20 protein-coding genes (1 of these 20 running past the window's edge) are annotated in these 22,021 nt (G+C 67.9%); 11 read left to right on the top strand and 9 right to left on the bottom strand.

The genetic code is table 11. The features are described 5' to 3' along the window. The first annotated feature begins 64 nt into the window (after positions 1–64). Positions 65–607: a hypothetical protein gene (locus ACZK0Z_RS22205; protein ID WP_197633477.1), complete on the top strand. Its 543-nt coding sequence runs from the start codon at positions 65–67 to the stop codon at positions 605–607. A 453-nt stretch (positions 608–1,060) separates the two neighbouring features. Here the strand turns inward: ACZK0Z_RS22205 and ACZK0Z_RS22200 are convergent, their stop codons facing one another. The 6 genes from ACZK0Z_RS22200 to ACZK0Z_RS22175 form a co-directional block, all read right to left on the bottom strand. Beyond that, positions 1,061–1,459, bottom strand: a complete 399-nt coding sequence (locus ACZK0Z_RS22200) for a hypothetical protein (RefSeq protein ID WP_197633478.1) — start codon at positions 1,457–1,459, stop codon at positions 1,061–1,063. Between the two features lie 93 nt (positions 1,460–1,552). Then, complete coding sequence (locus ACZK0Z_RS22195; protein WP_459004588.1) at positions 1,553–3,592, bottom strand: FUSC family protein; 2,040 nt, start codon at positions 3,590–3,592, stop codon at positions 1,553–1,555. 3 nt (positions 3,593–3,595) lie between these two features. Continuing rightward, positions 3,596–5,065 carry an efflux transporter outer membrane subunit gene (locus ACZK0Z_RS22190; RefSeq protein WP_049429211.1) on the bottom strand — a complete coding sequence of 490 codons (1,470 nt, stop codon included), beginning with the start codon at positions 5,063–5,065 and terminating at the stop codon, positions 3,596–3,598. Further along, positions 5,062–5,979, bottom strand: coding sequence for an efflux RND transporter periplasmic adaptor subunit (locus ACZK0Z_RS22185; protein ID WP_049429212.1), 918 nt, complete (start codon positions 5,977–5,979; stop codon positions 5,062–5,064). The genes ACZK0Z_RS22190 and ACZK0Z_RS22185 overlap by 4 nt, the downstream gene beginning before the upstream one ends. Continuing rightward, positions 5,976–6,185 (bottom strand): DUF1656 domain-containing protein, encoded by a 210-nt coding sequence (locus tag ACZK0Z_RS22180; RefSeq protein ID WP_049429213.1) that lies wholly within the window; start codon positions 6,183–6,185, stop codon positions 5,976–5,978. Before ACZK0Z_RS22180 ends, ACZK0Z_RS22185 begins: the two co-directional genes overlap by 4 nt. Positions 6,186–6,293: 108 nt before the next feature. After that, on the bottom strand, positions 6,294–6,749 hold the full coding sequence (locus ACZK0Z_RS22175; RefSeq protein WP_008265191.1) for a MarR family winged helix-turn-helix transcriptional regulator: 456 nt from the start codon (positions 6,747–6,749) through the stop codon (positions 6,294–6,296). 691 nt (positions 6,750–7,440) lie between these two features. Between ACZK0Z_RS22175 and folE the strand changes: the two genes are divergently transcribed. From folE to ACZK0Z_RS22155, 4 genes are all read left to right on the top strand, one after another. Then, a complete protein-coding gene (gene folE, locus ACZK0Z_RS22170) occupies positions 7,441–8,052 on the top strand; it encodes a GTP cyclohydrolase I FolE (RefSeq protein ID WP_004141296.1) in 612 nt (203 codons plus the stop codon). A gap of 112 nt (positions 8,053–8,164) precedes the next feature. Next, a complete protein-coding gene (locus ACZK0Z_RS22165; RefSeq protein ID WP_049429215.1) occupies positions 8,165–9,634 on the top strand; it encodes a DUF3375 domain-containing protein in 1,470 nt (489 codons plus the stop codon). Continuing rightward, entirely contained in the window at positions 9,621–10,322 is a 702-nt protein-coding gene (locus ACZK0Z_RS22160; RefSeq protein WP_049429216.1) for a DUF4194 domain-containing protein, read from the top strand. Before ACZK0Z_RS22165 ends, ACZK0Z_RS22160 begins: the two co-directional genes overlap by 14 nt. A 16-nt stretch (positions 10,323–10,338) precedes the next feature. Continuing rightward, entirely contained in the window at positions 10,339–13,719 is a 3,381-nt protein-coding gene (locus tag ACZK0Z_RS22155) for an SbcC/MukB-like Walker B domain-containing protein (RefSeq protein WP_197619871.1), read from the top strand. Between the two features lie 105 nt (positions 13,720–13,824). Here the strand turns inward: ACZK0Z_RS22155 and ACZK0Z_RS22150 are convergent, their stop codons facing one another. Then, positions 13,825–14,604: a sulfite exporter TauE/SafE family protein gene (locus ACZK0Z_RS22150; protein ID WP_029380158.1), complete on the bottom strand. Its 780-nt coding sequence runs from the start codon at positions 14,602–14,604 to the stop codon at positions 13,825–13,827. 102 nt (positions 14,605–14,706) lie between these two features. On the opposite strand from ACZK0Z_RS22150, the gene ACZK0Z_RS22145 reads away from it, so the two are divergent. Further along, positions 14,707–15,099 (top strand): YchJ family metal-binding protein, encoded by a 393-nt coding sequence (locus tag ACZK0Z_RS22145; protein WP_197633480.1) that lies wholly within the window; start codon positions 14,707–14,709, stop codon positions 15,097–15,099. A 3-nt stretch (positions 15,100–15,102) separates the two neighbouring features. Here ACZK0Z_RS22145 and ACZK0Z_RS22140 read toward each other — a convergent pair whose 3' ends face one another. Further along, complete coding sequence (locus ACZK0Z_RS22140) at positions 15,103–16,383, bottom strand: diguanylate cyclase (protein WP_197633482.1); 1,281 nt, start codon at positions 16,381–16,383, stop codon at positions 15,103–15,105. Between the two features lie 150 nt (positions 16,384–16,533). Between ACZK0Z_RS22140 and egtB the strand changes: the two genes are divergently transcribed. The 5 genes from egtB (at position 16,534) to ACZK0Z_RS22115 (ending at position 21,857) form a co-directional block, all read left to right on the top strand. Next, positions 16,534–17,805: an ergothioneine biosynthesis protein EgtB gene (gene egtB, locus ACZK0Z_RS22135; RefSeq protein ID WP_197633486.1), complete on the top strand. Its 1,272-nt coding sequence runs from the start codon at positions 16,534–16,536 to the stop codon at positions 17,803–17,805. Next, complete coding sequence (gene egtD / locus ACZK0Z_RS22130) at positions 17,802–18,776, top strand: L-histidine N(alpha)-methyltransferase (RefSeq protein ID WP_197619870.1); 975 nt, start codon at positions 17,802–17,804, stop codon at positions 18,774–18,776. Before egtB ends, egtD begins: the two co-directional genes overlap by 4 nt. Before the next feature lie 81 nt (positions 18,777–18,857). Beyond that, a complete protein-coding gene (locus ACZK0Z_RS22125; RefSeq protein WP_049429221.1) occupies positions 18,858–20,126 on the top strand; it encodes a lytic murein transglycosylase in 1,269 nt (422 codons plus the stop codon). 40 nt (positions 20,127–20,166) lie between these two features. Then, positions 20,167–21,033 (top strand): D-hexose-6-phosphate mutarotase, encoded by an 867-nt coding sequence (locus tag ACZK0Z_RS22120; RefSeq protein ID WP_049429222.1) that lies wholly within the window; start codon positions 20,167–20,169, stop codon positions 21,031–21,033. 50 nt (positions 21,034–21,083) lie between these two features. Then, a complete protein-coding gene (locus ACZK0Z_RS22115) occupies positions 21,084–21,857 on the top strand; it encodes a DUF2628 domain-containing protein (protein ID WP_049429223.1) in 774 nt (257 codons plus the stop codon). A 6-nt stretch (positions 21,858–21,863) separates the two neighbouring features. On the opposite strand, the gene ACZK0Z_RS22110 is transcribed toward ACZK0Z_RS22115, so the two are convergent. Further along, on the bottom strand, positions 21,864–22,021 hold the 3' portion of the coding sequence (locus ACZK0Z_RS22110; protein WP_197633484.1) for a benzoate/H(+) symporter BenE family transporter. Its footprint extends 1,030 nt past the window's final position; only the last 158 of its 1,188 coding nucleotides appear in the window; its start codon lies beyond the right edge, outside the window; it ends in the stop codon at positions 21,864–21,866.

The following is a 22,021-nucleotide window of genomic DNA, read 5'->3' as shown; positions in this document are numbered from 1 at the left end:
CCTTTGATGACGCCGCCGGCGCTACCTATCCTGCGTTGCTACCCCACGATACAGGAACCGGCACATGGCGCTTATCGCTCTGGATGACCACCGCTGGGCCGAACTCCAGCATGCCTACGGGGCTGCGGATGACATCCCGGAGCTGCTCGCCAATCTGAGTATTCCGAAGCGTGAAAGATCGGAAGACGATCCGATTGAAGACACCTGGGAAGAATTGTGGAGCAGCTTGTGCCATCAAGGGGATGTCTACAGCGCTTCGTTTGCGGCTGTGCCGCATATTGTCAACGCATTGCCAGTTGACGCTGACTCAGACGATTGGCAGTTCATTTCCCTTGCACAATCGATAGAAACGTTGCGATGCCACCGAGGCATTGAACTTCCTGCTGGATTGGAGCCGGAGTATTCGCAGGCCATTCAGCGCATGGGTAAACACGCGGCAATGCTTGTCGCGACGCCGCAGGAGGCTTGGAAAACCTCAGCACTCTTTGCAGCCATTGCTATCGCGCACGGCCACACCCCAATGGCCAGACTGCATACCGAGATTATGTCCGATGAGATGGACCAGGCAGTCAATATCTTCTTCGCAGAGGTAACACGAGACAACTAGTGTTTCCGCCGGTGAACGGGAACGCTGCCTCCACGATCGTCTCGCGTCAGTCGAGCATGGCTCGACTCTACAAAAGCGTACTTCGATCATTTTGGAGATCATCCACGCATGGCGTGGATCTACCGTGTCGACCAAGGTCGACACCCACCAGAAGCAAGCCATGTCATTCCGACAGATCGCGGGAAACTGTCGAAGGCGGGGTGGGTCCGGTTGCGGGGGCGTGAGCCGCATGGGCCCGAGGCATGCCTCGGGCGGGTTGGGCAGGACGCCCAACCCCGGTCTTGCCGTGTGCGCAGGACAGCGCACACGAGCAAGCGGCGACCGAGCTTACAGGGACGTACTTGCAGCGTCCCCCGCAACCGGACCCACCCCGCCAACCCACGGAATGCAGGCTTTTGCCGCTGACGTTGACGTTGATTCGGCAGGTGCAGGGCGCAGCCCTGCCGCCCCCCGTCATTCAGCAATCAGCACCAGGCCATCCGGGAACACGATCGCGGCTTCATCGGCACTCACATCGAAGAACCCCACGCCGTGCTTCTCGGCCAGGTCCTGCACACGGCCGTGCGCGCGCTCGGCCACCGAGTAGGCGAACGCACCGTAGATCACCTGCCGGCCGATGCTGTACTCGGTCACTTCGTCACGATCGTCATCGTCGTTGCTGAGTGGTCCGTCCAGCGGCGGAAATTCCTGCGCCATCTCCGCGAACCACGCCTGCAGCGCCGCGCTGCTGACTGCCGGGTCGTCGTACTCGTGGCGCTCGTTCCACTGCGTCTGCTTCTCGAACCAGGCGATGAAGGCTGCCGCCTCGCGTGGGGCCGCGCTGGCCTCGAACACCATCATGTCGTAACTCATTGGAGCTTCCTGTGCAGAGCGGGGGTCAGAGCCTTCGCCTGGGGCGAAGGATCCGACCCCGGAGCGGAGTCTGTGGACACAGAGGGTAGCGCGCTACGGCTGCGTCGCCGTGTCCATTGCCAAGCCCGGCGCCAACGCCTTCGCCTCCGGGAACAGCGCGAAGCGCAGGCCGATCAGACCCATCAGCGCTTCGTCGCGGGCCTTGCAGGCGCCCACGCTGCCGACCCGGCCCAGCGAGGTATCCAACCGCTCGCGCAGCGCCTCGGCCGCCACCATCGGTTTGCGCGCGGCAATCTGCTGCCGGTAGTGCGCGGCGATGTCCTCCAGGATGTGCTCGACCGCCTCGCGGCTGCGCTCGGGCAGCTCCAGCCGGGCGCGGCGCAGCTGCAGGATGTTCAGGCCGATGCGTGCCTCGTTGAGCATGTCCACCGAGGCGATGTCGCTGCCTTCCGGCGTTGCCGCCAGGCGTGGTGCGAGCAGGCCCAGCAGGTCGAGCATGCGTGCGGCGAAGCGCTGGCGGTCCTGCTGGCCACGACCCTCGGCGGCTTCGGCCAGCGTGGTCCAGCCCTGCCTCACCAGCCGGCGCGCGGTCCACTCGGCACCCACCGAACGGAACAGACGGGTCATCACCACCGCAAAGCCAATGCCGATGAACATCGCGATGGACGAGTTGAGGAAGGTCTGGATGTTGGCGCTGTAGGTGTTCTGCAAGCTCAGCAGCGCAGCCAGGTTCACTGTCAGCGGCAGCGCGAACAGCGCGCTCTTCGGGTGGTGCAGCATCAGGCCCAGTGGCAGGAACACCACCGCCAGTACCAATGCCAGCAGGCCGAAGTCGTGTACCGCCGGGAACACGCCGAACAGGTACACGCCGGCCACTACCGAGGCCACCATCGCCCACACGAGGAACGACACCATGCTCGGTGCCGGATCGTCCTGCGCGGCGAAGAACGCGGCGGTCACCGCGGCCATCATCGCGCCGTTGCCTCCGCCTTCCCATCCCAGTGCGATCCACAGCACGCAGTAGCTCATCAGTGCCACGCCGGCGCTGAGCGCGGAGAACAGCGCCATGCCGTAGTCGACGTGCTTGTCGGCGGCCACGCGCTCGGTGCGGATGCGGTAATGCGCGCGGTCCAGCGGCGCGGTGCCGTGGTCGATCGCGTGCTGCAGGGTGCGGCAGTCCTGCCACAGGTCCACCAGTTCCTCCAGGCGCAGCAGCAGGCTGGCCAGCTGCAGGTGCTGCAGGTCGCGGTCCACCTGCGGCTTCAGCGCACTGATGCGCGCACGCAGGCGAGCGTACTCGCTGGCATTGGTCGGCCCGTCCAGCCAGTCGTGGATGTCGTCGATCAACGCCGGCAGGCCTTCGGGCAACGCCTGGCCGTCGCTGCGCAGCGCGCTCAGGCGGTCGGCGATCGAGGACAGCACCGGCAACAGCAGCAGCATGCGCTCGCGCAGGCGCTCCATCGACACCGCCGACCCGGCATGGCGTGGATCATCGCGGCGCAGGAATTCGATCAGCGCCTCGAACTGCACCAGGTCGGCGGCCAGCCGGTTGCGCGGCGCATGTGCGCGACCGCGTTCAAGAATCTGCCGGCACCACTGTGCGGCGTCCTCCATCCAGTTGCCGATGCGCGCGCGCAGCATCGGGCGCACCGAGGCCGGGAACAGCAGCGAGGCAAACAGCACCGCCACCACCGTGCCGAGGATGATCTCCTCGCTGCGCGCCACCACCGTGTCGAAGATGGTTTCCGGCGAGGTCACTGCGGGGAAGCCGATGAAGGCGGTGGTGTAGCCGGCCAGCAGGAATGCGTAGCCGCGCGGGCCGCGGTTGAGCAGGGCCATGAACAGGCAACCGGCCAGCCAGATCGACATCGCTGCGCTCAGCACCAGCGGCGTTTCCACCAGTGCTGGCAGCACCAGCAGGGTGGCCAGGCCGGCTACCAGCGTGCCGACGATGCGGTATACGCCCTTGGCGCGGGTCGGGCCCAGCAGCGGCTGGCTGACGATGTACACCGTGCCCATCGCCCAGTACGGGCGCGACAGGTTGCCGGCCATGGCGATGTACAGCGGGGCCACCGCGGCCAGGTAGGTCTTGATCGAGAACAGCCACGCCTGGCGGTCGGTCAGCGCGTTCATGGCTTACTTCGCCGAGGCCTGTGCGGTGGCCGGCGCCGTCGGGGCAACCGTTGCCTGCCAGCCGCCACCCAGCACCAGGAACAGATGGATCTGGTCGCGCGAGACCTGCGCTTCGGCGGCGGCCAGGGTGGCGTCGCTGGTGGCCAGACTGCGGTCGGCATCCAGGCTGGACAGGTAGGGCGTGCGGCCGCCCTGGTACAGCCGGCGGTTCTGCTCGGCGGCCAGCGCGGCCTGCTCCTGTGCGGTGCGCAGCGACTGCAGGCGGCGCAGGTCCTGCGCATAGCGGTCCAGCGCGGTCTGGGTCTCCCGCAGCGCCTGCAGCACGGTGTGGTCGAACTCGGCCAGCGCGGCGTCGGCGCCGGCTTCGGCAGCGTGGATGCGCGCGTGCGTGCCCGACGACGGCAGCGTCCACGAGATCAGCGGGCCGATCGACCACTGCTGGGTCATCGGCGTACCGAAGTCTTCCAGCAGGCCGGCGGCGCCCACCGAGGCACCCAGACGGATGTCCGGATACAGCTCGGCGGTGGCCACGCCAATGCGCGCGGTGGCCGAGGCCAGCTTGCGTTCGGCCTGGCGGATGTCGGGGCGACGCTGCAGCAGCGCACGGCCATCACCGACCGGAAGCGGCTGCGCCAGGCTGGGCGCGTGCGCGCAGTCGATCACGCCGGCCGGCAGCTGGCCCGGGGTCTGGCCCAGCAACGCGGCCAGCGAATAGGCGGCCGCCGAGCGCTGCGCGCGCAGTGGCGGCAGTGCAGCTTCCAGCAGTGCCACCTGGGCATTGGCGCGGGCCAGCTCCGGCGGCGTGCCACGGCCAGCCGCGATCAGGCGCTCGGTGACCGTGCGGCTGCGTTGCTGCAGCTGCAGCGAATGTTCGGCCACGTGCAGCTCGTGGTTGGCGTGGCAGATTTCCAGGTAACTGTCGGCCACCTGCGCGACCACGCTGACCTGGGCCAGATCGCGTGCCGCCGCCACCGACTGCTCGTCGGCACGCGCCGCTTCGGCGCCGCGCTTGAGCTTGCCGAACAGATCGAACTGGTAGCTGACCGCGAACTTGCCATCGGCCAGGTTGATCACCGGCAGCTCGTGCTCCTGCAGGAACGATTCGGCCGACAGCTGCGCGCGGCTGACGCCGGCCTCGGCCTCGTACTCGAAGCCACCGGCGTCCAGCGCCTGTTCGTACACGGCGGCGGCGCGGCGCAGGTGCGCATCGGCGGCCTTCAGTTCCACGTTGTCACGCAGCGCCTGGGTGATCAGCCCGTCCAGCACCGGGTCGTTGTACAACGACCACCAGCGGTCGGGCAGCGCCTGGTTGGCGGCCACGTGCGGGTTCTGTGTATCGATGAAGGCAGCATTGGCTTCGGGGCGCTTGAACGCCGAGCCTTCCGGCAATGCATAGTCCGGGCCAACGGTCCTGCACGCGGCTAGGCTGGCCAGCGCGACAATCAGGCCGAGACGGGGCAGGGTGGCGTTCACAGGCCCGCCTGTGTCGGCGCGGCGCCGGCCTTGTCTGCGTGCTTCGTGCTGTTGGTCTGCACGGTCACCGTGGCGGTACGCCCGGCAATCAGCTCAACGCCCTTGGGCACTTCGTCGATGGCGATGCGCACCGGGATGCGCTGCGCCAGCCGCACCCAGTCGAAGGCCGGCGTCACGTTCGGCAACAGGGTGCTGCCGTTGCTGCGGTAGCGGTCCTCGATGCCGGCGGCGATGCTTTCCACATGGCCGCGCAGCGGCGTCGATTCACCCATCAGCCGGATGTCCACCGTCTGCCCCGGCGCCACGCCGCGCAGTCGGGTTTCCTCGAAATAGCCATCAATGCGGAACGAGCCGGTATCCAGCAACGCCAGCACCGGCTTGCCGGCCACCACGTAGTCGCCCACGCGCATCGTGCGGTCGTTGACGCGGCCATCGGCCGGCGCGCGCACCTCGGTACGGCCCAGGTTGAGCTCGGCCAGGTCGACCGCGGCCTGTGCGGTAGCCAGCGCCGCCTGTGCAGCCTGCAGCTTGGCGCGGCGCACTTCGGCATCCTCGGCGGCGACCAGGTCCTGCAGGCTGCGGTCGCGACCGATCTCGCGGCGCAGCTGCGCCACCGAGGCCTGGCGCTCGGCCAGGCTGGCCCGCGCCTGCTCCAGCGCGATGCGGTAGCGCGCGCGGTCGACCACGAACAGCAGGTCGCCCTTCTTCACCGCCTGGTTGTCGGCCACGTCCACTGTTTCCACCAGCCCGGACACGTCCGGCGCCACCTGCACCACATCGGCGCCGACGTGGGCGTCGCGGGTCCACGGCTCATCCATGTAATAGACCCACAGCTGGCGCAGCACCAGCAGGGCGACGATCACCGCTGCGCTGGTCAGCAGTACGGGAAGGGCTTTCTTCACGATCTTGTTCACGATTGCATCCAACGCAGGAGGTGGAACAGCAGGCCAAGCACGATCCCGTACAGCGCCAGGTTGAACAGTGGCGGGTGCCATATATGGCGATAGGCACCGGCACGCTGCAGCAGCGCATGCAGACCGCTGTTGACCAGGTAGGCCAACACCATCAACCCGAGCAGGGTCGGGACGAACACTCCGTGGAGACTGAATTCACCGGGCATCGGTAGGGGGCGGGGGCAAGTGGGGGAGGGGAGGAACAACAGAACAACGGCAACGGGCAAAAGCCGCTGGCGTGTGCACGGCAGCGGCGGTGTTCGGGGGCAGCGCGCTTACGTGATGCGGTCGGCGGCCTCGGCCAGCAGGCGCCATGCCTTCAGCACGGCGTGCAGTTCATCCATGGACAGTTCGCCGAACACGTCCTGGCGCAGGCCGATCAACTGGTCTTCCAGCTCGCTGACCAGCGCCTGGCCGGCGTCGGTCAGCCACAACAGGTTGGCGCGGCGGTCGCTGGCATCGCTTTCGCGGCGGACCAGGTCGCTGGCGCACAGCTTGTCCAGCAGGCGCACCAGGGAGGGACCCTCCATGCCCAGCTGCTGGGCCAGCGCCACCTGCCGGATGCCACCGCCGGAGCGGCCGATCATCAGCAGCGGCATGGTGCAGGCGGTGGAGATGCCGTAGCTGCCGAGCCGGCTGTCGGCCAGGCGCTGCCACTGCCGCCCTGCGTACAGCAGGCCGGAGCTGAGCTGCATCTGCAGCACGGTGCGCTCGTCGAGGGGTCGGTCCATAAGAGATAGATAGGATACTACTAATTTCATTCCTATCAATGGTTTTTGCTGAATGGGTGGGTGGGTTGAGGAAAGCGTTGCGCCTGCTGGCTATCGGCTGGGGTGGCGGAGGGCCGGACGGGGCAGGGCACGCTGCAAGTACCCCTCCGGGGCCCGGCCCAGCCGCTGGCGGCCGGGCGTTCGGTCGCTTGCGAGGCATGCCTCGCAAGCAAAGCGCCCTCACCCATGTAAGCTCGATCGGCGCATCCATGCGCCTCACGGCCCTGCCCCGCCCGGCCCTCCGCCACCCACCCCACATCCCGCGAGCGCGGTGGGTTGGCTCTTTAAAGGCAGGGGCAGAAGCCAACGCTGTGCGGACTAAGGGTTCGCACCCACCACAGCAGTCGCGCAGTCGCGCGGCGCTTCCGAAGCCATGAACCCAAGCTTTCGACCCCGCTTTTGGGCGGTTCGGCCGCGCCCGCAGGAAACCGTCAGGGAGGGGGAGAGGGGGCTGCGCAGGACCGTTGGCGCCATGGATGGCGCCATCGAGCCCCCAGGGACGGGTTTACGGCGTGTCCTGCGCAGCCCCCTCTCCTCCTCCAAACCGATAGCAACGAGGCGCCGCAAGAGACCCCCGATGAACCGTCCCAACAGGACGACCCACCCCCCGGTCGGGTACGATGCTCGCCCCCCGTTCGGGACGCTGTACGCAATGAGCAAGAACAACGAAAAGGCCGCCCCGCAGGGCGACGTGACCCAGGACCAGGCCGAGGATGCGGTGCGCACCCTGCTGCGCTGGGCCGGTGAGGACCCGTCCCGCGAAGGCCTGCTGGATACCCCCCGCCGTGTCGCCGAAGCCTATGGCGACTGGTTCAGCGGTTACCGCGACGACCCGCGCGCCTACATGGAGCGGACCTTCGAGGAAGTGGCCGGCTACGACGAACTGATCGTCCTGCGTGACATCGAGTACGAAAGCCACTGCGAGCACCACATGGCGCCGATCATCGGCCGCGTGCACGTCGGCTACCTGCCGGCCGGCAAGGTGGTGGGCATCAGCAAGCTGGCCCGCGTCGTCGAAGCCTACGCCCGCCGCTTCCAGGTGCAGGAAAAGATGACCGCGCAGATCGCCCAGTGCATCCAGGATGTGCTGCAGCCGATCGGCGTCGGCGTGGTTGTCGAAGGCGCCCACGAATGCATGACCACCCGCGGCATCCACAAGCGCGGCGTCAGCATGGTCACCTCCAAGATGCTGGGCAGCTTCCGCGACGACGCGCGCACCCGCGCCGAGTTCCTGCGCTTCATCGAAGTGGGCGGCAAGCGCTGAGCCGCTTGCCCGCACCGCGCCGGCCCCTGCAGGCCGGCATGCCCACGGCTGCCCACGCGGCAGCCGTGCATGGCGGCTCGTCCCTGTCAGCCCTACAGACTTCTTTCGCTGCATGAAGCATCGCGAACGCATTGCCCGTTACCGCCACCTGCGCGAACAGCCCCAGTGGAAGCTGCTTGCCGCCGACCACGCCCCGGAAATCATCGGCCTGTTGCAGGGCCTGCTGATGGACGGCGAGCGCACGCTGCCGTCCTCGGTGCTGAACGAGCGACTGCAGCGCGCGCTGGACCAGCTGGCCGGCGATGAACTCTCGCGCGAGCTGCCGCGTACCGCCCAGGCCTACATCGCGCACTGGCTGGCCCAGGGCTGGCTGGAACGCCGTTTGCCCGAAGGCGCCGACCAGGAGCAGTACGAGCTGTCCACTGCTGCACTGCAGGCGATCCGCTTCGCGGACGGCCTCGAGCAGGCGCGCGTGGCCGCCACCGAAAGCCGCCTGGCGCTGGTCATTGAGCAGCTCTCGGCGCTGGCTGCGCAGACCGAAGCCGATCCTGATGCGCGCCTGTCCGCGCTGCACGACGAGCGCGACCGCATCGATGCCGAAATCGCCCGGGTCGGCACTGGCCGCGTGGTTGCGCTGGACGGCAAGCGCGCGCTGGAACGCACCCGCCAGATCATCGGCCTGGCCGACGAGCTGACCGAGGACTTCCGCCGTGTGCGCGATGACTTCGAGCAGCTCAACCGCGATTTCCGCGAACGCATCATCGACGACGAGGGCGAGCGCGGCGATGTGTTGTCGCAGCTGTTCGAAGGTGTGGATGTCATCGGCGAAAGTGACGCCGGACGGAGTTTCCAGGCCTTCTGGCGCCTGCTCAACGACGCCGAACAGAGTGCCCAGCTCGATGCCGCGCTGGAAGCGGTGCTGGCGCGTGGATTCGCGCGCCGCCTGGACCGCAACGAACGCAACTTCCTGCGCAGCTTCACCAGCACCATGCTCGAGCGCGGTGGCCAGGTGCACGATGTGCTGCAGAACTTCGCGCGCAGCCTGCGCGGCTTCGTGCAGAGCCGTGGCTACCTGGAACAGCGCCGCCTCAACCAGCTGCTGAAGCAGGCGCAGTCCGAAGCGCTGGCACTGCGTGACGAATTCCCCGCACAACGCGGCATCGGCCGCGACCTGCAGCTGACCACCAGCCGCCTGCGCTCGTGGTCGCAGTGGAAGCTGCACGATCCGCGCAGCGCCCAGGTCGATGGCAATGTCGAGTACAACGACGCGGCCGCAATCAGCCTGGAGAGCGTCGGCGACCTGGTCGCTTCGTCCGAAATCGACTTCCGTACGCTGCGCCAGGACCTGCACGACCTGCTCGACGCACAGCCGCGGCTCAGCATCGCCCAGGCTTTGTCGCAGCGCGAAGCGCCGCAGGGCCTCGGCAGCGTCATCGGCTACCTGTCGCTGGGCACGCGCTTCGGCAACGTGGTTGCCGGCGAGCAGGAGCTTGCGCAATGGCGTGGCGGCGACGGCCAGATCCGTCGCGCCCGCATCCCGCTGGTTTGGTTCACCCAGGAGAGACGCCATGAGCTGGCATGAAGATCCCATCGACGCACCGCAGGCCGACGTGGCGGAAGACGCCTACGAGGCCGAGCCGGTGACGGCCGTGGCGCAGCCCCGCCGTGGCAACGACGTGTATTACCTCGGCGATACCGGGCGCCTGCCGCTGGATGCGCGCCGCGCGCTGTGCCAGCTGCTGATCGGTCCCAGCATCGACCAGCTGCGCCACGCCAAGCTGTGGCCGGCGCTGATCCGCAGCGAAGCGGCCATCCGCTCGTCGCTGGCGGACCTGTTCCTGGAACTGGTGCTCGACCGTGACAGCGGCGTGGCGTTCACCCGCCAGGCCGATACCGAAGATGTCGACGCGCCTGTGCTGCTGCGCACCTCGCCGCTGACCTTCATCGACTCGGTGCTGCTGCTGTACCTGCGCCAGCAGCTGGCCGAGGCCGATGCGCGCGGCAATCGCGCGGTGGTCGCCGATGCCGAGATGGCCGAAGCACTGGCCATCTATGAAAAGAACCTGTCCACCGACCGCGCCGGCTTCAACCGCCGCGTCGCCTCGGCGGTGCAGAAAATGAAGGACAACCACATCCTGACCCGCCTCAGCGGCCAGGAAGACCGCCACGAAGTCTCGCCGGCGCTGAAGCTGCTGTTCTCCGCCGAAGACGTGTCCCAGCTCTCGGCGGTCTACCGCCAGCTGCGCGAAACCCCGGCCGCCGAGGCCTGAGAGACCCGACCATCGCATGGCTATCTCCAAGCACACTCCCGCCCTGTTCAACGAAGGCCTGCCGGACCCGCGCCTGCAGCAGTTCCGCATGCGCCGTCTGCAGGTGCACAACTGGGGCACGTTCAACGGCCTGACCGAAGTACCGATCGCCGAGCGTGGCTTCCTGTTCGTCGGCCGTTCCGGCTCGGGCAAGTCGACCCTGCTCGATGCCATGTCCGCGCTGCTGACGCCGCCGGCCATCGTCGACTTCAACGCCGCCGCGCGTGAAGCCGAGCGCAGTGGCCGCGACCGCAACCTGGTGTCCTACGTGCGTGGCGCGTGGGCCGACCAGCAGGACAGCGGCACCGGCGAAATCGCCACCCAGTACCTGCGCAAGGGCGCGACCTGGACCGCGCTGGTGCTGGAATACCGCGCCGGCGATGGCCGTGTGGTCAGCCTGGTGCGCCTGCTGTGGATCTCCGGCAACGGCACCTCGGCCGGCGATGTGCGCAAGCACTACATGATCGCCGAACGCCCGTTCGACATCGCCAAGGATCTTGGTGGCTTCGACCTGGACCTGCGCAAGCTCAAGCAGAAGCTGTCCGACCTGCACCACTTCGACACCTTCTCCGGCTACGCCGAGCGCTTCCGCGACCTGCTCGGCATCGACAACGAAATGGCGCTGCGCCTGCTGCACAAGACGCAGTCGGCGAAGAACCTGGGCGACCTCAACGTCTTCCTGCGCGACTTCATGCTCGACACGCCGAAGACTTTCGACGCCGCCGAGCGCCTGGTCAGCGACTTCGCCGAGCTTGATGGCGCGCACCAGGCGGTGGTCACCGCGCGCCGCCAGGTGGAAACCCTGCTGCCGGCACGCGCCTACTACAACGACCTGAAGGAAATGCACCGCCAGCGTGGCGACGACGAAGCGCTGAAGCTCGGCGTCGACAGCTTCCGCGAAAGCCGCCGCCAGGCGCTGATCGAAGCGCGCCTGCGCGAGATGGACGTGCGTGACCGTGGCCTGCTTGGCGAGGAAGCCCAGCGCCGTGCCGCACTCGACAATCACACCGAGCGCCTGGCCGAGCTGGAACTGCAGCGCCGCCAGCAGGGCGGTGAGCGCATTGAGGAACTGGAACGCGAGCAGGGCCGTGCCGAAGCCGAGCGCGATCGCCGCCAGGCCAAGCGCGAGCAGGCACGCCAGGCCGCGCAGCAGCTGCAGGCTGAACTGCCGGACGACGCCCACGGCTTCGCCGAGCTGGTCGAGCGCGCGCAGAACGAACTGCAGGACCGCCAGCGTGCCTCCTCGGCGCTGGACGACGCGATCAGCGATCGTCTGGGCGGCAAGCGCGATGACGAGCGCCGCTTCGGTGAAGTCCGTGCGGAACTTGAAGCGATGCAGCGCACGCCGTCCAACATCCCGGCCCCGATGCAGAAGCTGCGCGCGCGCCTGGCCGAGGAAACCGGCATCGCCGAAGCGGCGCTGCCGTTCGTCGGCGAGCTGATCCAGGTCCGCTCGGAAGAGCAGGGCTGGCAGGGTGCCATCGAGCGCGTGCTGGGCGGCTTCGCACTGTCGCTGCTGGTCGACGACAAGCATTACAACGACGTCGCCGAGTGGGTGAACCGTACCCACCTGGGCATGCGCTTCACCTATTACCGCGTGCGCCGCAACGACGATGCGTTCGCGCGCGAGCCGTCGGCGAAGTCGCTGCTGCACAAGCTGGAACTGCGCGAGCATGTGTTCGAAAGCTGGCTGCGGCGCGAGCTCGGCAAGCGCTTCGACTACGAGTGCGTGGACGCCAGGCAGCTGCGCAACGTTGACCGCGGCATCACCCGCGAAGGCCAGGTCAAGCATCCGGGCGACCGTTTCGAGAAGGACGACCGCAGCGCCGTTGGCGACCGCCGTCGCTGGATCCTCGGCTTCAACAACCACGACAAGGTCGGCGCCTTCGAGCGTGAAGCGCAGGAACTGGCCAAGCGCATCGCCGGCTGCGAGACCGACATCGCGCGCCTGCGTGGCCAGCGTGACCGCGACAACGAACGCCGCCTGGCCTGTCACGAGCTGGTCAGCATCAGCTGGAACGAGATCGATATCGCCGCCCCGCAGCAGCGCCTGAGCGATATCGAAGCGACGCTGCGCGACCTGCGCGAAGGCAATGCCGACCTGGCCAAGCTGGCCAAGCAGATCGACGCGGTGCGCGCTGACATCGAACAGTCGCGCCGCACCTATGAAGACGTCCGCGTCGAGCGTGGCCAGCTGGTCAAGGAGCGCGATCGCCTCGACCGCGCACGCCAGCAGAGCCGTGCGCTGGTGCTGCCGAGCCTGGCCCAGGAGCAGGAAGCCGGTCTGGCCGAGCGCCTGCAGGAGCAGGGCCCGCTCAGCCTGGAAACGCTGGAAGCGCACATGCGCCAGGTCAGCAACGCGCTGAACGAGCAGCTGTCCTCCTCGCAGCAGGACCTCAACCGCATCGAGAACCAGCTGATCGGCTGCTTCCGCCGCTTCATCCAGCAGTGGCCGGAGGAATCGGGCGACTTCACCGTGTCGGTGGCCTCGGCCGAGGACTTCCTCGCCCGCCTCGAACGCTTGGAGCGCGATGGCCTGCCGCAGCACGAAGAGCGCTTCTTCGACCTGCTGCAGAACCAGAGCAAGAACAACCTGCTGGCCCTGCAGCGCCATAGTGCCGAGGCCCGCAAGTCGATCGGCCAGCGCCTGGACGAAGTGAACGCCAGCCTGGAACAGGTGCCGTTCAACCGTGGCACGTTGCTGACCATCGAACTGAGCGACCGCCGTCTGCCGGAGGTGGGCGAGTTCCACCTGCAGCTGCGTGAGGTGCTGTCGCAGCAGCAGACCGAGCAGCGCGAGCTGGCCGAATCGCAGTTCACCGTGCTGCGGCAGCTGGTCAACCGCCTCGGCTCGCAGGAAGGCGAGGACAAGCGCTGGCGCGAGCTGGTGCTGGACGTGCGCATGCACGTGGAGTTCATCGGCGTCGAGCTGGATGCGGAAACGCGCCAGCAGGTCGAGATCTACCGAAGCGGCGCCGGCAAGTCTGGTGGCCAGCGCCAGAAGCTGGCCACCACCTGCCTGGCCGCCGCGCTGCGCTACCAGTTGGGTGGTGCCGACAGCCAGTTGCCCAGCTATGCCGCGGTTGTGCTCGACGAGGCCTTCGACAAGGCCGACAACGAGTTCACCGCGCTGGCGATGAACATCTTCGACAACTTCGGCTTCCAGATGGTGGTCGCCACCCCGCTGAAGTCGGTGATGACGCTGGAACCGTTCATCGGCGGCGCCTGCTTCGTCGAAATCAGCGGCCGCCACGACTCCGGCGTGCTGCTGATCGAGTACGACGAAGAGGGCAAGCGCCTGAGGTTGCCCGAACGCAGCCGCCAACAGGCCAACGAACCGGAAGAAGCCGAGGCCTGAGCGCCTCGGGCAATCCACCTGTAGAGCCGAGCCATGCTCGGCTGCCCTTCGCGACCTGAAACAACGTGCCAACCAAGGTTGGCACCTGCCACGTCATAACGCCCCTCAAGAACCGCGGAACGTATCCCACGCCATCCGCGCGATCAGCACCACCACCAGCCCCACGAACAGCTTGCGGATGAACGGCGTGCCGCCCTTCAGCGCCAGACGCGTGCCCACCACCGAACCGATGATGTTGGCCGCTGCCATCGGCAGCGCGAACAACCACAGGATGTTGCCGGTCGGCACGAAGAACGAGATCGCCGCCACATTCGTCGCCAGGTTCACCACCTTCGATGCCGCAGAAGCACGCAGGAAATCCAGGCCGAAGAAGCGCACGAACAGGAAGATCAGGAAGCTGCCGGTTCCCGGCCCGAAGAAGCCGTCGTAGAAGCCGATCGCTGCACCGATGGCCAGCGCGATCGCCAGTTCACGGCGGCCGATCTCCTGCGGCCGGTGCAGCGCGCCGAAATCCTTCTTCCACAGCGTGTAGGCCAGCATCGCGATCAGCAGTACCAGCACCAGTGGGCGCACCGCGTCCTTGGGCAGCAAACTTACCGCGGTGGCGCCGGCGAAGGAGAAGATGAAGGCCGTGCCTGCCGCGAACAGCACCGGCTTCCACGGGAAGCGTACGTTGCGCGCGTAACGCCAGGCGGCCGCGCCGGTGCCGAACATCGAACTGAACTTGTTGGTGCCGAACAGCATCGCCGGCGTCTGCTGCGGCAGCACGGTGAACAGGCCGGGTAGCTGCACCAGCCCACCGCCACCGACGGCGGCATCGACCAGGCCGGCGATGAAGGCGATCACCACCAGCCACCACAACTCAGGGGGAACCAGTTCCAGCACGGCGATCAATCGATGTGGGGGCGCGACAGCATACGCCTGTCCCGCACCGGCTGACCCGTGCCCCGCGTGGATCAATCCGCACAACCCGGCGACAATGCCCGCATGAGCCGAAAACCCTCCGATCCCTGTCCCTGCGGCCTTCCCGCCGATTACGCCGCCTGCTGTGGCCGTTTCCATGCCGGTGAGGCCGCACCCGATGCCGAGCGCCTGATGCGTTCGCGCTACAGCGCCTATGTGCGGGGCCTGGCCGACTACCTGCGCCAGAGCTGGCACCCGGACACCCGCCCGGCCGAGCTGTCACTCGAGGATGCGCCGGGCCAGCGTACGCACTGGCTGGGCCTGACCGTGCACGAGCACACGGTCACCGGTGCCGACAGCGCCGAAGTGCGCTTCACCGCCCGCTACCGCGTGGGCGGCAGCAGCGCGGTGAAGATGGCCGAGCACAGCCGCTTCCTGCGCATCGACGGCCGCTGGTACTACCTCGACGCGGTGTGAGCCTCAGCCGCCGCGCACCGCCAGCACGCGCTGTCCGGCATGCGCGCGGACCTGGTTGCGGCCACCGTCCTTGGCTGCGTACAGCGCCTGGTCGGCGGCCTTGATCACTGCGGCCGGCCGCCCATCCACGCGGCTGTCCGCCAGCCCGATGCTCACCGTCACCTGCACCGTCTGCCCGCTTCCGCCGCGCCCGCGCTGCTGGCGCCCCGTCTCATCGTCGCGGCTGCGGGTGCTCCGGTCGCGCAGCTGCATGCGGGTTTCCTCGATGGTCTGCCGCAGTGCCTCGACCGCATCCACGCAGGCCGCTGCGGGACGATCCAGGAACACCACCGCGAACTCCTCGCCGCCATAGCGGAACGCCCGGCCACCGTCGCCCACCCGCCCCAGCCGCGAGGCCACCAGGCGCAGCACATCGTCCCCGGTGTCGTGGCCGTGGGTGTCGTTGAACGATTTGAAGTGGTCCACGTCCACCATCGCGATGCTGTAGGTGCCACGCGCCCGTTGCAGGGTCTCATTGAAGGCGCGGCGCCCCGGCAGGCCGGTCAGTTCATCGCGGAAGGCCATATGGAACGACTCCTGCAGCATCGCGCCCAGCAGCAGCAGCAGGGCCGCACTGGCCAGTGCCGGTAGCAGCACCGGCTGCAGGAACACCCTTGGCAGCATCCACCACAGGCACAGCAGGGCCAGCAGCATCGCCGTGTGCAGTGGGCGCGGATGCCGCCAGGCCTGCCAGCCCAGCGCGGCGGCTGCCAACAGGAACAGCAGGGCTGGCAGCTGTGCCAGCGCGTTCCAGTCGGCCGGAATCCAGCTCCAGTGGCGGTTGGACAGGAGATCGTGCATGCCACGCGGTTGCTGCGTGGCCAGCAGCAGGAAGATCATCAGCGCGGTGCCACTGGAAACGCCCCGCAGCAGCAGGTCGCGGCGGCGGCGGCCGCGCTCGGGCCACAACGCCAGGCCAGCGAACAGCAAGGGCAACCAGGCCGAAATGGCATGGAAGCGCAACGGTGTCAGCGCCGTGACATGGCCGCTGCGCAGGTAGCCACCCACGTCCTGGTGCAGCAGGGCGAACATCACGGCCACCACCAGCATCAGGCAGAGCGTACGCACCTGGTGGTAGAGCAGGGCAAGGCCGGCGCCGAGGCAGGCCAGCAGCCAGGGCAGGATGCGTTGGGCCGGACTGGCCACGTCTTCGTTGCCCAGTGCTGCCCACAGCACCACGGCAACCAGCACGGCGGGCAGCACGAACAGGTAATGCGCAGGCTGGCGGAGCGGATGCAGGGGCAAGCAGGAATTCCAGCGCGGTGACGACGCGGCCGCAGCATTGCCGTTAGCGGCGCCCGCACCGGCTTCTTGAATGCGGCGCGGTCACGCTTGTGAACGCAGTGACGTCGAACCATGACGTCGCACTCACCCGCCGGCGCCGATGCTGCCGGCATGGACAGCGTAGCCGCCGCCGTCGCTGCCCCGCAGCGCGATCTCGCCCGCCAGTACGCACGTGTGCGGGACCGCAGCGTGCAGTTGGCGGCCCCCCTCAGTGCCGAAGATGCCATGCTGCAGAGCATGGCCGATGCCAGCCCCAGCAAGTGGCACCTGGCCCACACCACCTGGTTCTTCGAACGTTTCGTGCTGGCCGGCTTCCCGGCTGCACCGGCGCATGACCCTGGCTGGGATTACCTGTTCAACAGTTACTACAAGAGCATCGGCCCGGCGCATGCACGGCCGCAGCGCGGGCTGCTGTCACGGCCCTCGCTGCAGCAGGTGCAGGACTACCGCTGCCAGATCGATGCGCAGGTACAGTCACGGCTGGACGCGGGTGATCTCGACGATCAGGCGCTGCAGCACCTGCAGCTGGGCCTGCAGCACGAACAGCAGCACCAGGAGCTGCTGCTCACCGACATCAAGCACGCGTTCTGGTCCAATCCGCTGCAGCCGGCCTACCGCGAGGACCTGCCTACCACCCCCGGCGCTGCCAGTGCCCAGGGCTGGATCGAATCGCCCGAACGCATCGTCACCGTCGGCGCCGCCTCTTGGCCGCACCACGCCGTGTTCGCCTACGACAACGAATCGCCGCCGCACCGCGTGCTGCTGCCCGCCCACGCCCTGGCCGAACGCCCGCTCAGCAACGCCGAGTACCGCGCCTTCATCGACGCCGGCGGCTACCGCGAACCGCGCTGGTGGCTCAGCGAAGGCTGGGCACTGCGCGAAACCGAAGACTGGCAGCATCCGCTGTACTGGGATGACACCCTGCAGCGCGAATACACCTTGGGCGGCTGGCGCGAACTGGATCCGCACGCGCCGGTCTGCCATCTCAGCTACTTCGAGGCCGACGCCTGTGCCCGCTGGGCCGGAGCGCGCCTGCCCAGCGAGTTCGAGTGGGAGGCTGCGGCCGCGTCTCAGCCGGTGCGGGGTCACTTCGCTGATGACGATCATCTGCATCCCCAGGTGGGGCAGGGCAGCGGCCTGCGGCAGCTGTTCGGTGATGTCTGGGAATGGACCCACAGCGCCTACGGCGCCTACCCGGGCTTCCGCCCCTTTGCCGGCAACCTCGGCGAGTACAACGGCAAATTCATGTGTGGCCAATGGGTGATGCGCGGCGGCAGCTGTGCCACGCCCCGTGGCCATGTGCGCGCCAGCTACCGCAACTTTTTCATGCCACCGGCGCGTTGGCAGTTCTCCGGCCTGCGCCTGGCCCGGGATCTGTCATGAGCACGGTGCACGACGCGCTGCAGGCGCTGACCGATCTCACGCCCGGTCGCCAGCAGATCCTTTCTGACGTGGTGGCCGGGTTGTCCCGCACACCGCGCCAGCTGCCGTCCAAGTACTTCTACGATGCACGTGGCTCGCGCCTGTTCGAACAGATCACCCGGACCCGCGAGTATTACCCCACGCGCACCGAGCTGGCCCTGCTTTCGCAGGTACTGCCGGACATCGCCCGCAGCGTCGGCCCGCACCTGCACGTGGTGGAGCTGGGCAGTGGCAGTGGCCGCAAGACCGCACTGCTGCTGGCCGCGCTGCGTGAACCGGTGGCGTATACCCCCATCGAGATCTCGCGTGCCGCCCTGCTGTCCAGCATCGACCATCTGGCCCCGGCGCTGCCCGAGGTCGAGATGCTGCCGGTCTGTGCAGACTTCACCCGTCCCGTTGCCGTTCCCATGCCCGAACGCGAACCCGCGCGGAGGTTGCTGTTCTTCCCCGGTTCCACGTTGGGCAATTTCGTCGAAGAGGATGCCATCGCGTTGCTGCGCGCGATGCGCCAGACCATGGGCCGTGATGGCCTGGCCCTGGTCGGCATCGACCTGCACAAGGACCCGGCCCTGATCGAGGCGGCCTACAACGATGCACAGGGTGTCACCGCCGCGTTCACCCTCAACCTGCTGGCCCGCCTCAACCGCGAGATCGGCAGCGACTTCGACCTGGACGGCTTCCGCCACCGCGCCCGCTACAGCATCGCGCGGCTGCGCATTGAGACCGATCTGGTCAGCCAGCGCGCACAGGACGTCCATCTGGATGGCCGCACTTTCCATATCGAGGCCAACGAACCGATCCGCGTCGAATACAGCCACAAGTACACCGACGACAGCTTCGAAGCGCTTCTGCTGCCAGCGGGCCTGCAGCTCGTGCGGCGCTGGGATGCTGAAAGCCCGGCCTATGGCCTGCGCCTGTTGCGCGGCATATAGCCACCGGCAGCCGGCGCCGCTTCAGGTTCGATGGCGACGCTGCGCCTAAGATGGCCCTGCAACGGCAACACGGAGGACGCCATGCCCATTCTGACCACGCTCGGCCTGGCGGCCGCGCTTGCCTCGGCGCCGACAGCGCCTGCCGCCCCTGCCGCCGGCATCGATCCGGCGTTCAGCCGCTGCCTGTCGGGCCTGCAGGCCACTGCTGCGACACAAGGAATCCGTCCCGACCGCTTCAATGAAATCACCGCCGGCCTCACACCCGACCCCAGCGTGCTCGGCCTGCTCGATGCACAGCCCGAATTCACTACGCCGATCTGGGACTACCTGGCCGCGCTGGTCGATCGCCAGCGCGTGGACGATGGGCGCGCCCTGCTGCTGCAGCACCGCGACCTGCTCGATCGCGTGTCGGCCCAGTACGGCGTCGATCCGGCCACCATCGTCGCGGTCTGGGGCGTGGAGAGCGACTATGGCCGGGTGTTCGGCAAGCGCCCGCTGCTGCAGTCATTGGCTACGCTGTCCTGCGCCGGCCGCCGCCAGCCCTTCTTCCGCGGTGAGCTGCTGGCCCTGCTCAAGCTGATCGACCGCGGCGACCTCCAGGCACAGGGGCTCACCGGCTCCTGGGCCGGTGCCTTCGGGCACACGCAGTTCATGCCCAGCACCTATGCACGCATCGCCGTCGATGGTGATGGCGATGGCCGCCGCGATCTGGTCGGCAGCATTCCCGATGCACTGGCGTCCACCGCCAACTACCTCAAGCGCGCCGGCTGGCGCAGTGGCGAGCCGTGGGGCATGGAAGTGCGGATCCCCGCGGGTTTCAATGCCAGCCAGGCGGGGCGTACCCAACGTCGGGCCTTGGCCGACTGGCGCGTGCAAGGCGTGACCGCGCTGGATGGCAGTGCGTTGGCCCCGGCCAACCTCCCGGCCGACGCGCGTGCCGCCCTGCTGCTGCCGGCCGGCAGCAAGGGCCCAGCGCTGCTGGTGTTCCGCAACTACGACGCGATTTACAGCTACAACGCCGCCGAAAGCTACGCGCTCGCGATCGCCACGCTGGCCGACCAGCTGCGCGGCGGTACCGGGCTGGCCACGGCCTGGCCGACCGACGATCCCGGCATCGGCCGTGATGAGCGCCGCCAGCTGCAGACCCTGCTGCTGTCCCGCGGCCACGATATCGGCGCTGCCGACGGCATGATCGGCACCGCCACGCGTCGCGCGATCCAGGCCGAGCAGCAACGCCTTGGATGGGCCAATGCGGATGGGCGCGCCGGACAACGCATCCTGCGCGCGCTGCAGGAAGAGGCCGCCGCCATCGCACCCGCTGGGCAGAAGGCCTTGCCGGCGGCACGTTGACCGCGACATCATCGCCGCGGTCTTCAAGGAGCGTCATCGCATGCAGTTGAATCCGGACATCAGCACCGGCCTGTATCACGGCCTGGAGGCCTGGCACGTGCGCACCTCCAACGCGACGGCGGTCATCAGCGTGTTCGGTGGACAGCTGTTGTCGTTCATCCCCGAAGGGCAACCGGACCTGCTGTGGCTGTCGCCGCAACGCGCGGAGCTGCCGACGCCGATCCGCGGTGGCGTGCCGGTGTGCTGGCCGTGGTTCGGCCGCCAGGGGCAGGATGCTGATGCTCCCGCACATGGCCTGGTGCGAACCGCGCGCTGGGAGTTGCAGCACGCCGGGCAGAATGAGGCCGGCGACGTGGAACTGGGGCTGGCACCCTCCACGGCTGACCATCCCGGCCTGCGCCTGCAGATGCAGCTGCGCATCGGCCGCCAGCTGCGCCAGCAGCTGATCACCGAGAACACGGGAACGTCGCCGGTGACGTTCACCCAGGCCCTGCACAGCTACTTCCGCGTGGGCGATGCGCTCCGTGCCCAGGTCGATGGCCTTGATGGCCTGCAGTACCTGGACAAGTACGAGGACTACGCGCAGCTGCGCCTGCAGCAGGGGCCGTGGTCATTGCGCGACCCGCGTGACCCGGGCCGCAGTGATCGCATCTACAACGGTGCCGGCGGCCATTACGTGCTGCGCGATCCGGTGCTGCAACGGCGGATCGAGATCCGCAGCGAAGGCAGCCAGACCCTGGTGGCCTGGAATCCGGGCGCCGAGGCGGCGGCAAACATGGCGGATGTCGGCGATGGCTGGCGCGACTATGTGTGCCTGGAAGTGGCCAACGCCGGGCCTGGGCAGATGACCCTTGTGCCGGGCGCGCGCCATCAGCTGGTGCAGACCCTGGCCAGTTCCACGCTGTAAGCGCTGGCAGCAGTTTCAGTTTGTCGATGTGGGTAACAAGGATGGAAAACATGCAGGAAGCACAATGGTGGTACGCCAACGGCAGGCAGAGCGAAGGACCGGTGGATCTGGCCGGTCTTCGCCAGCTGCAGCAGGAAGGAACGGTTACGGCACGCACGCTGGTGTGGTGCGAAGGCATGCTCTCGTGGCGGCCGTTGGCGGAGCTGGAGCAGGTCTCAACACCCATCGCGGTGGCTCCGCCCCCGGATATCGACGCGATACCGGGGGTTGAGGGCATTGCGCCAAGTGTCGGCGACCCGTCCGATCCGTATCGTGCGCCTGCCGCTGCACCGGAGATGGCTGCGGCCGCCGGGCTGGAGGGCGAGATGGCCTTGTACGCCAGCGTGGTCGGCGGCAACTTCCCGGTCTACCGACAGCGCTGGCGCCTGGATCAAGGCATCGCCACGGGTGCCGGAACCTGGCACTGGCCGGCATTCCTGATCGGCCTGGTGTGGATGATGTACCGCAGGATGTACCGCCTCGCGGCGCTCTGGGTTGGCCTGCTGCTGCTGATCAGCGTGGTGGAGACCTTGCTGGATGTGCCGGATGGCCTGTCACTGGTCATCACCTTTGCGCTCAGCATCACCACCGGCATGTTCGGCAACAGCTGGTACCTGGCCCATTGCCAGCGACAGATCGCCCGCGCCCGTGCCGTGGCGGGGGGCGATGAAGCACGCATGCGCAACGAACTGGCCGCGCGTGGTGGCACCAGCGTAGTTGCCACACTGGTGGCCATCGTCATCATGCTGGCGGTGGGTACGGTTGGTGCTGTGCTGGCGGGATAGGCTGGATCAGCGACCCCCGCGGGGCCGCAATACCAGCAGGCACAGCGCACCGGCCACCAGGCCCCAGAACGCCGAGCCGATGCCGGCCAGCGTGACACCGGAGGCGGTGACCAGGAAGGTGACCAGTGCCGCCTCGCGGTCCCGCTCTACCGCCAGCGCACTGG

It is taken from the genome of Stenotrophomonas sp. 116085_Sma (assembly GCF_056479585.1).
Note: the sequence above shows the minus strand (reverse complement) of the source record. Positions and strands in the feature narration are given on the sequence as shown.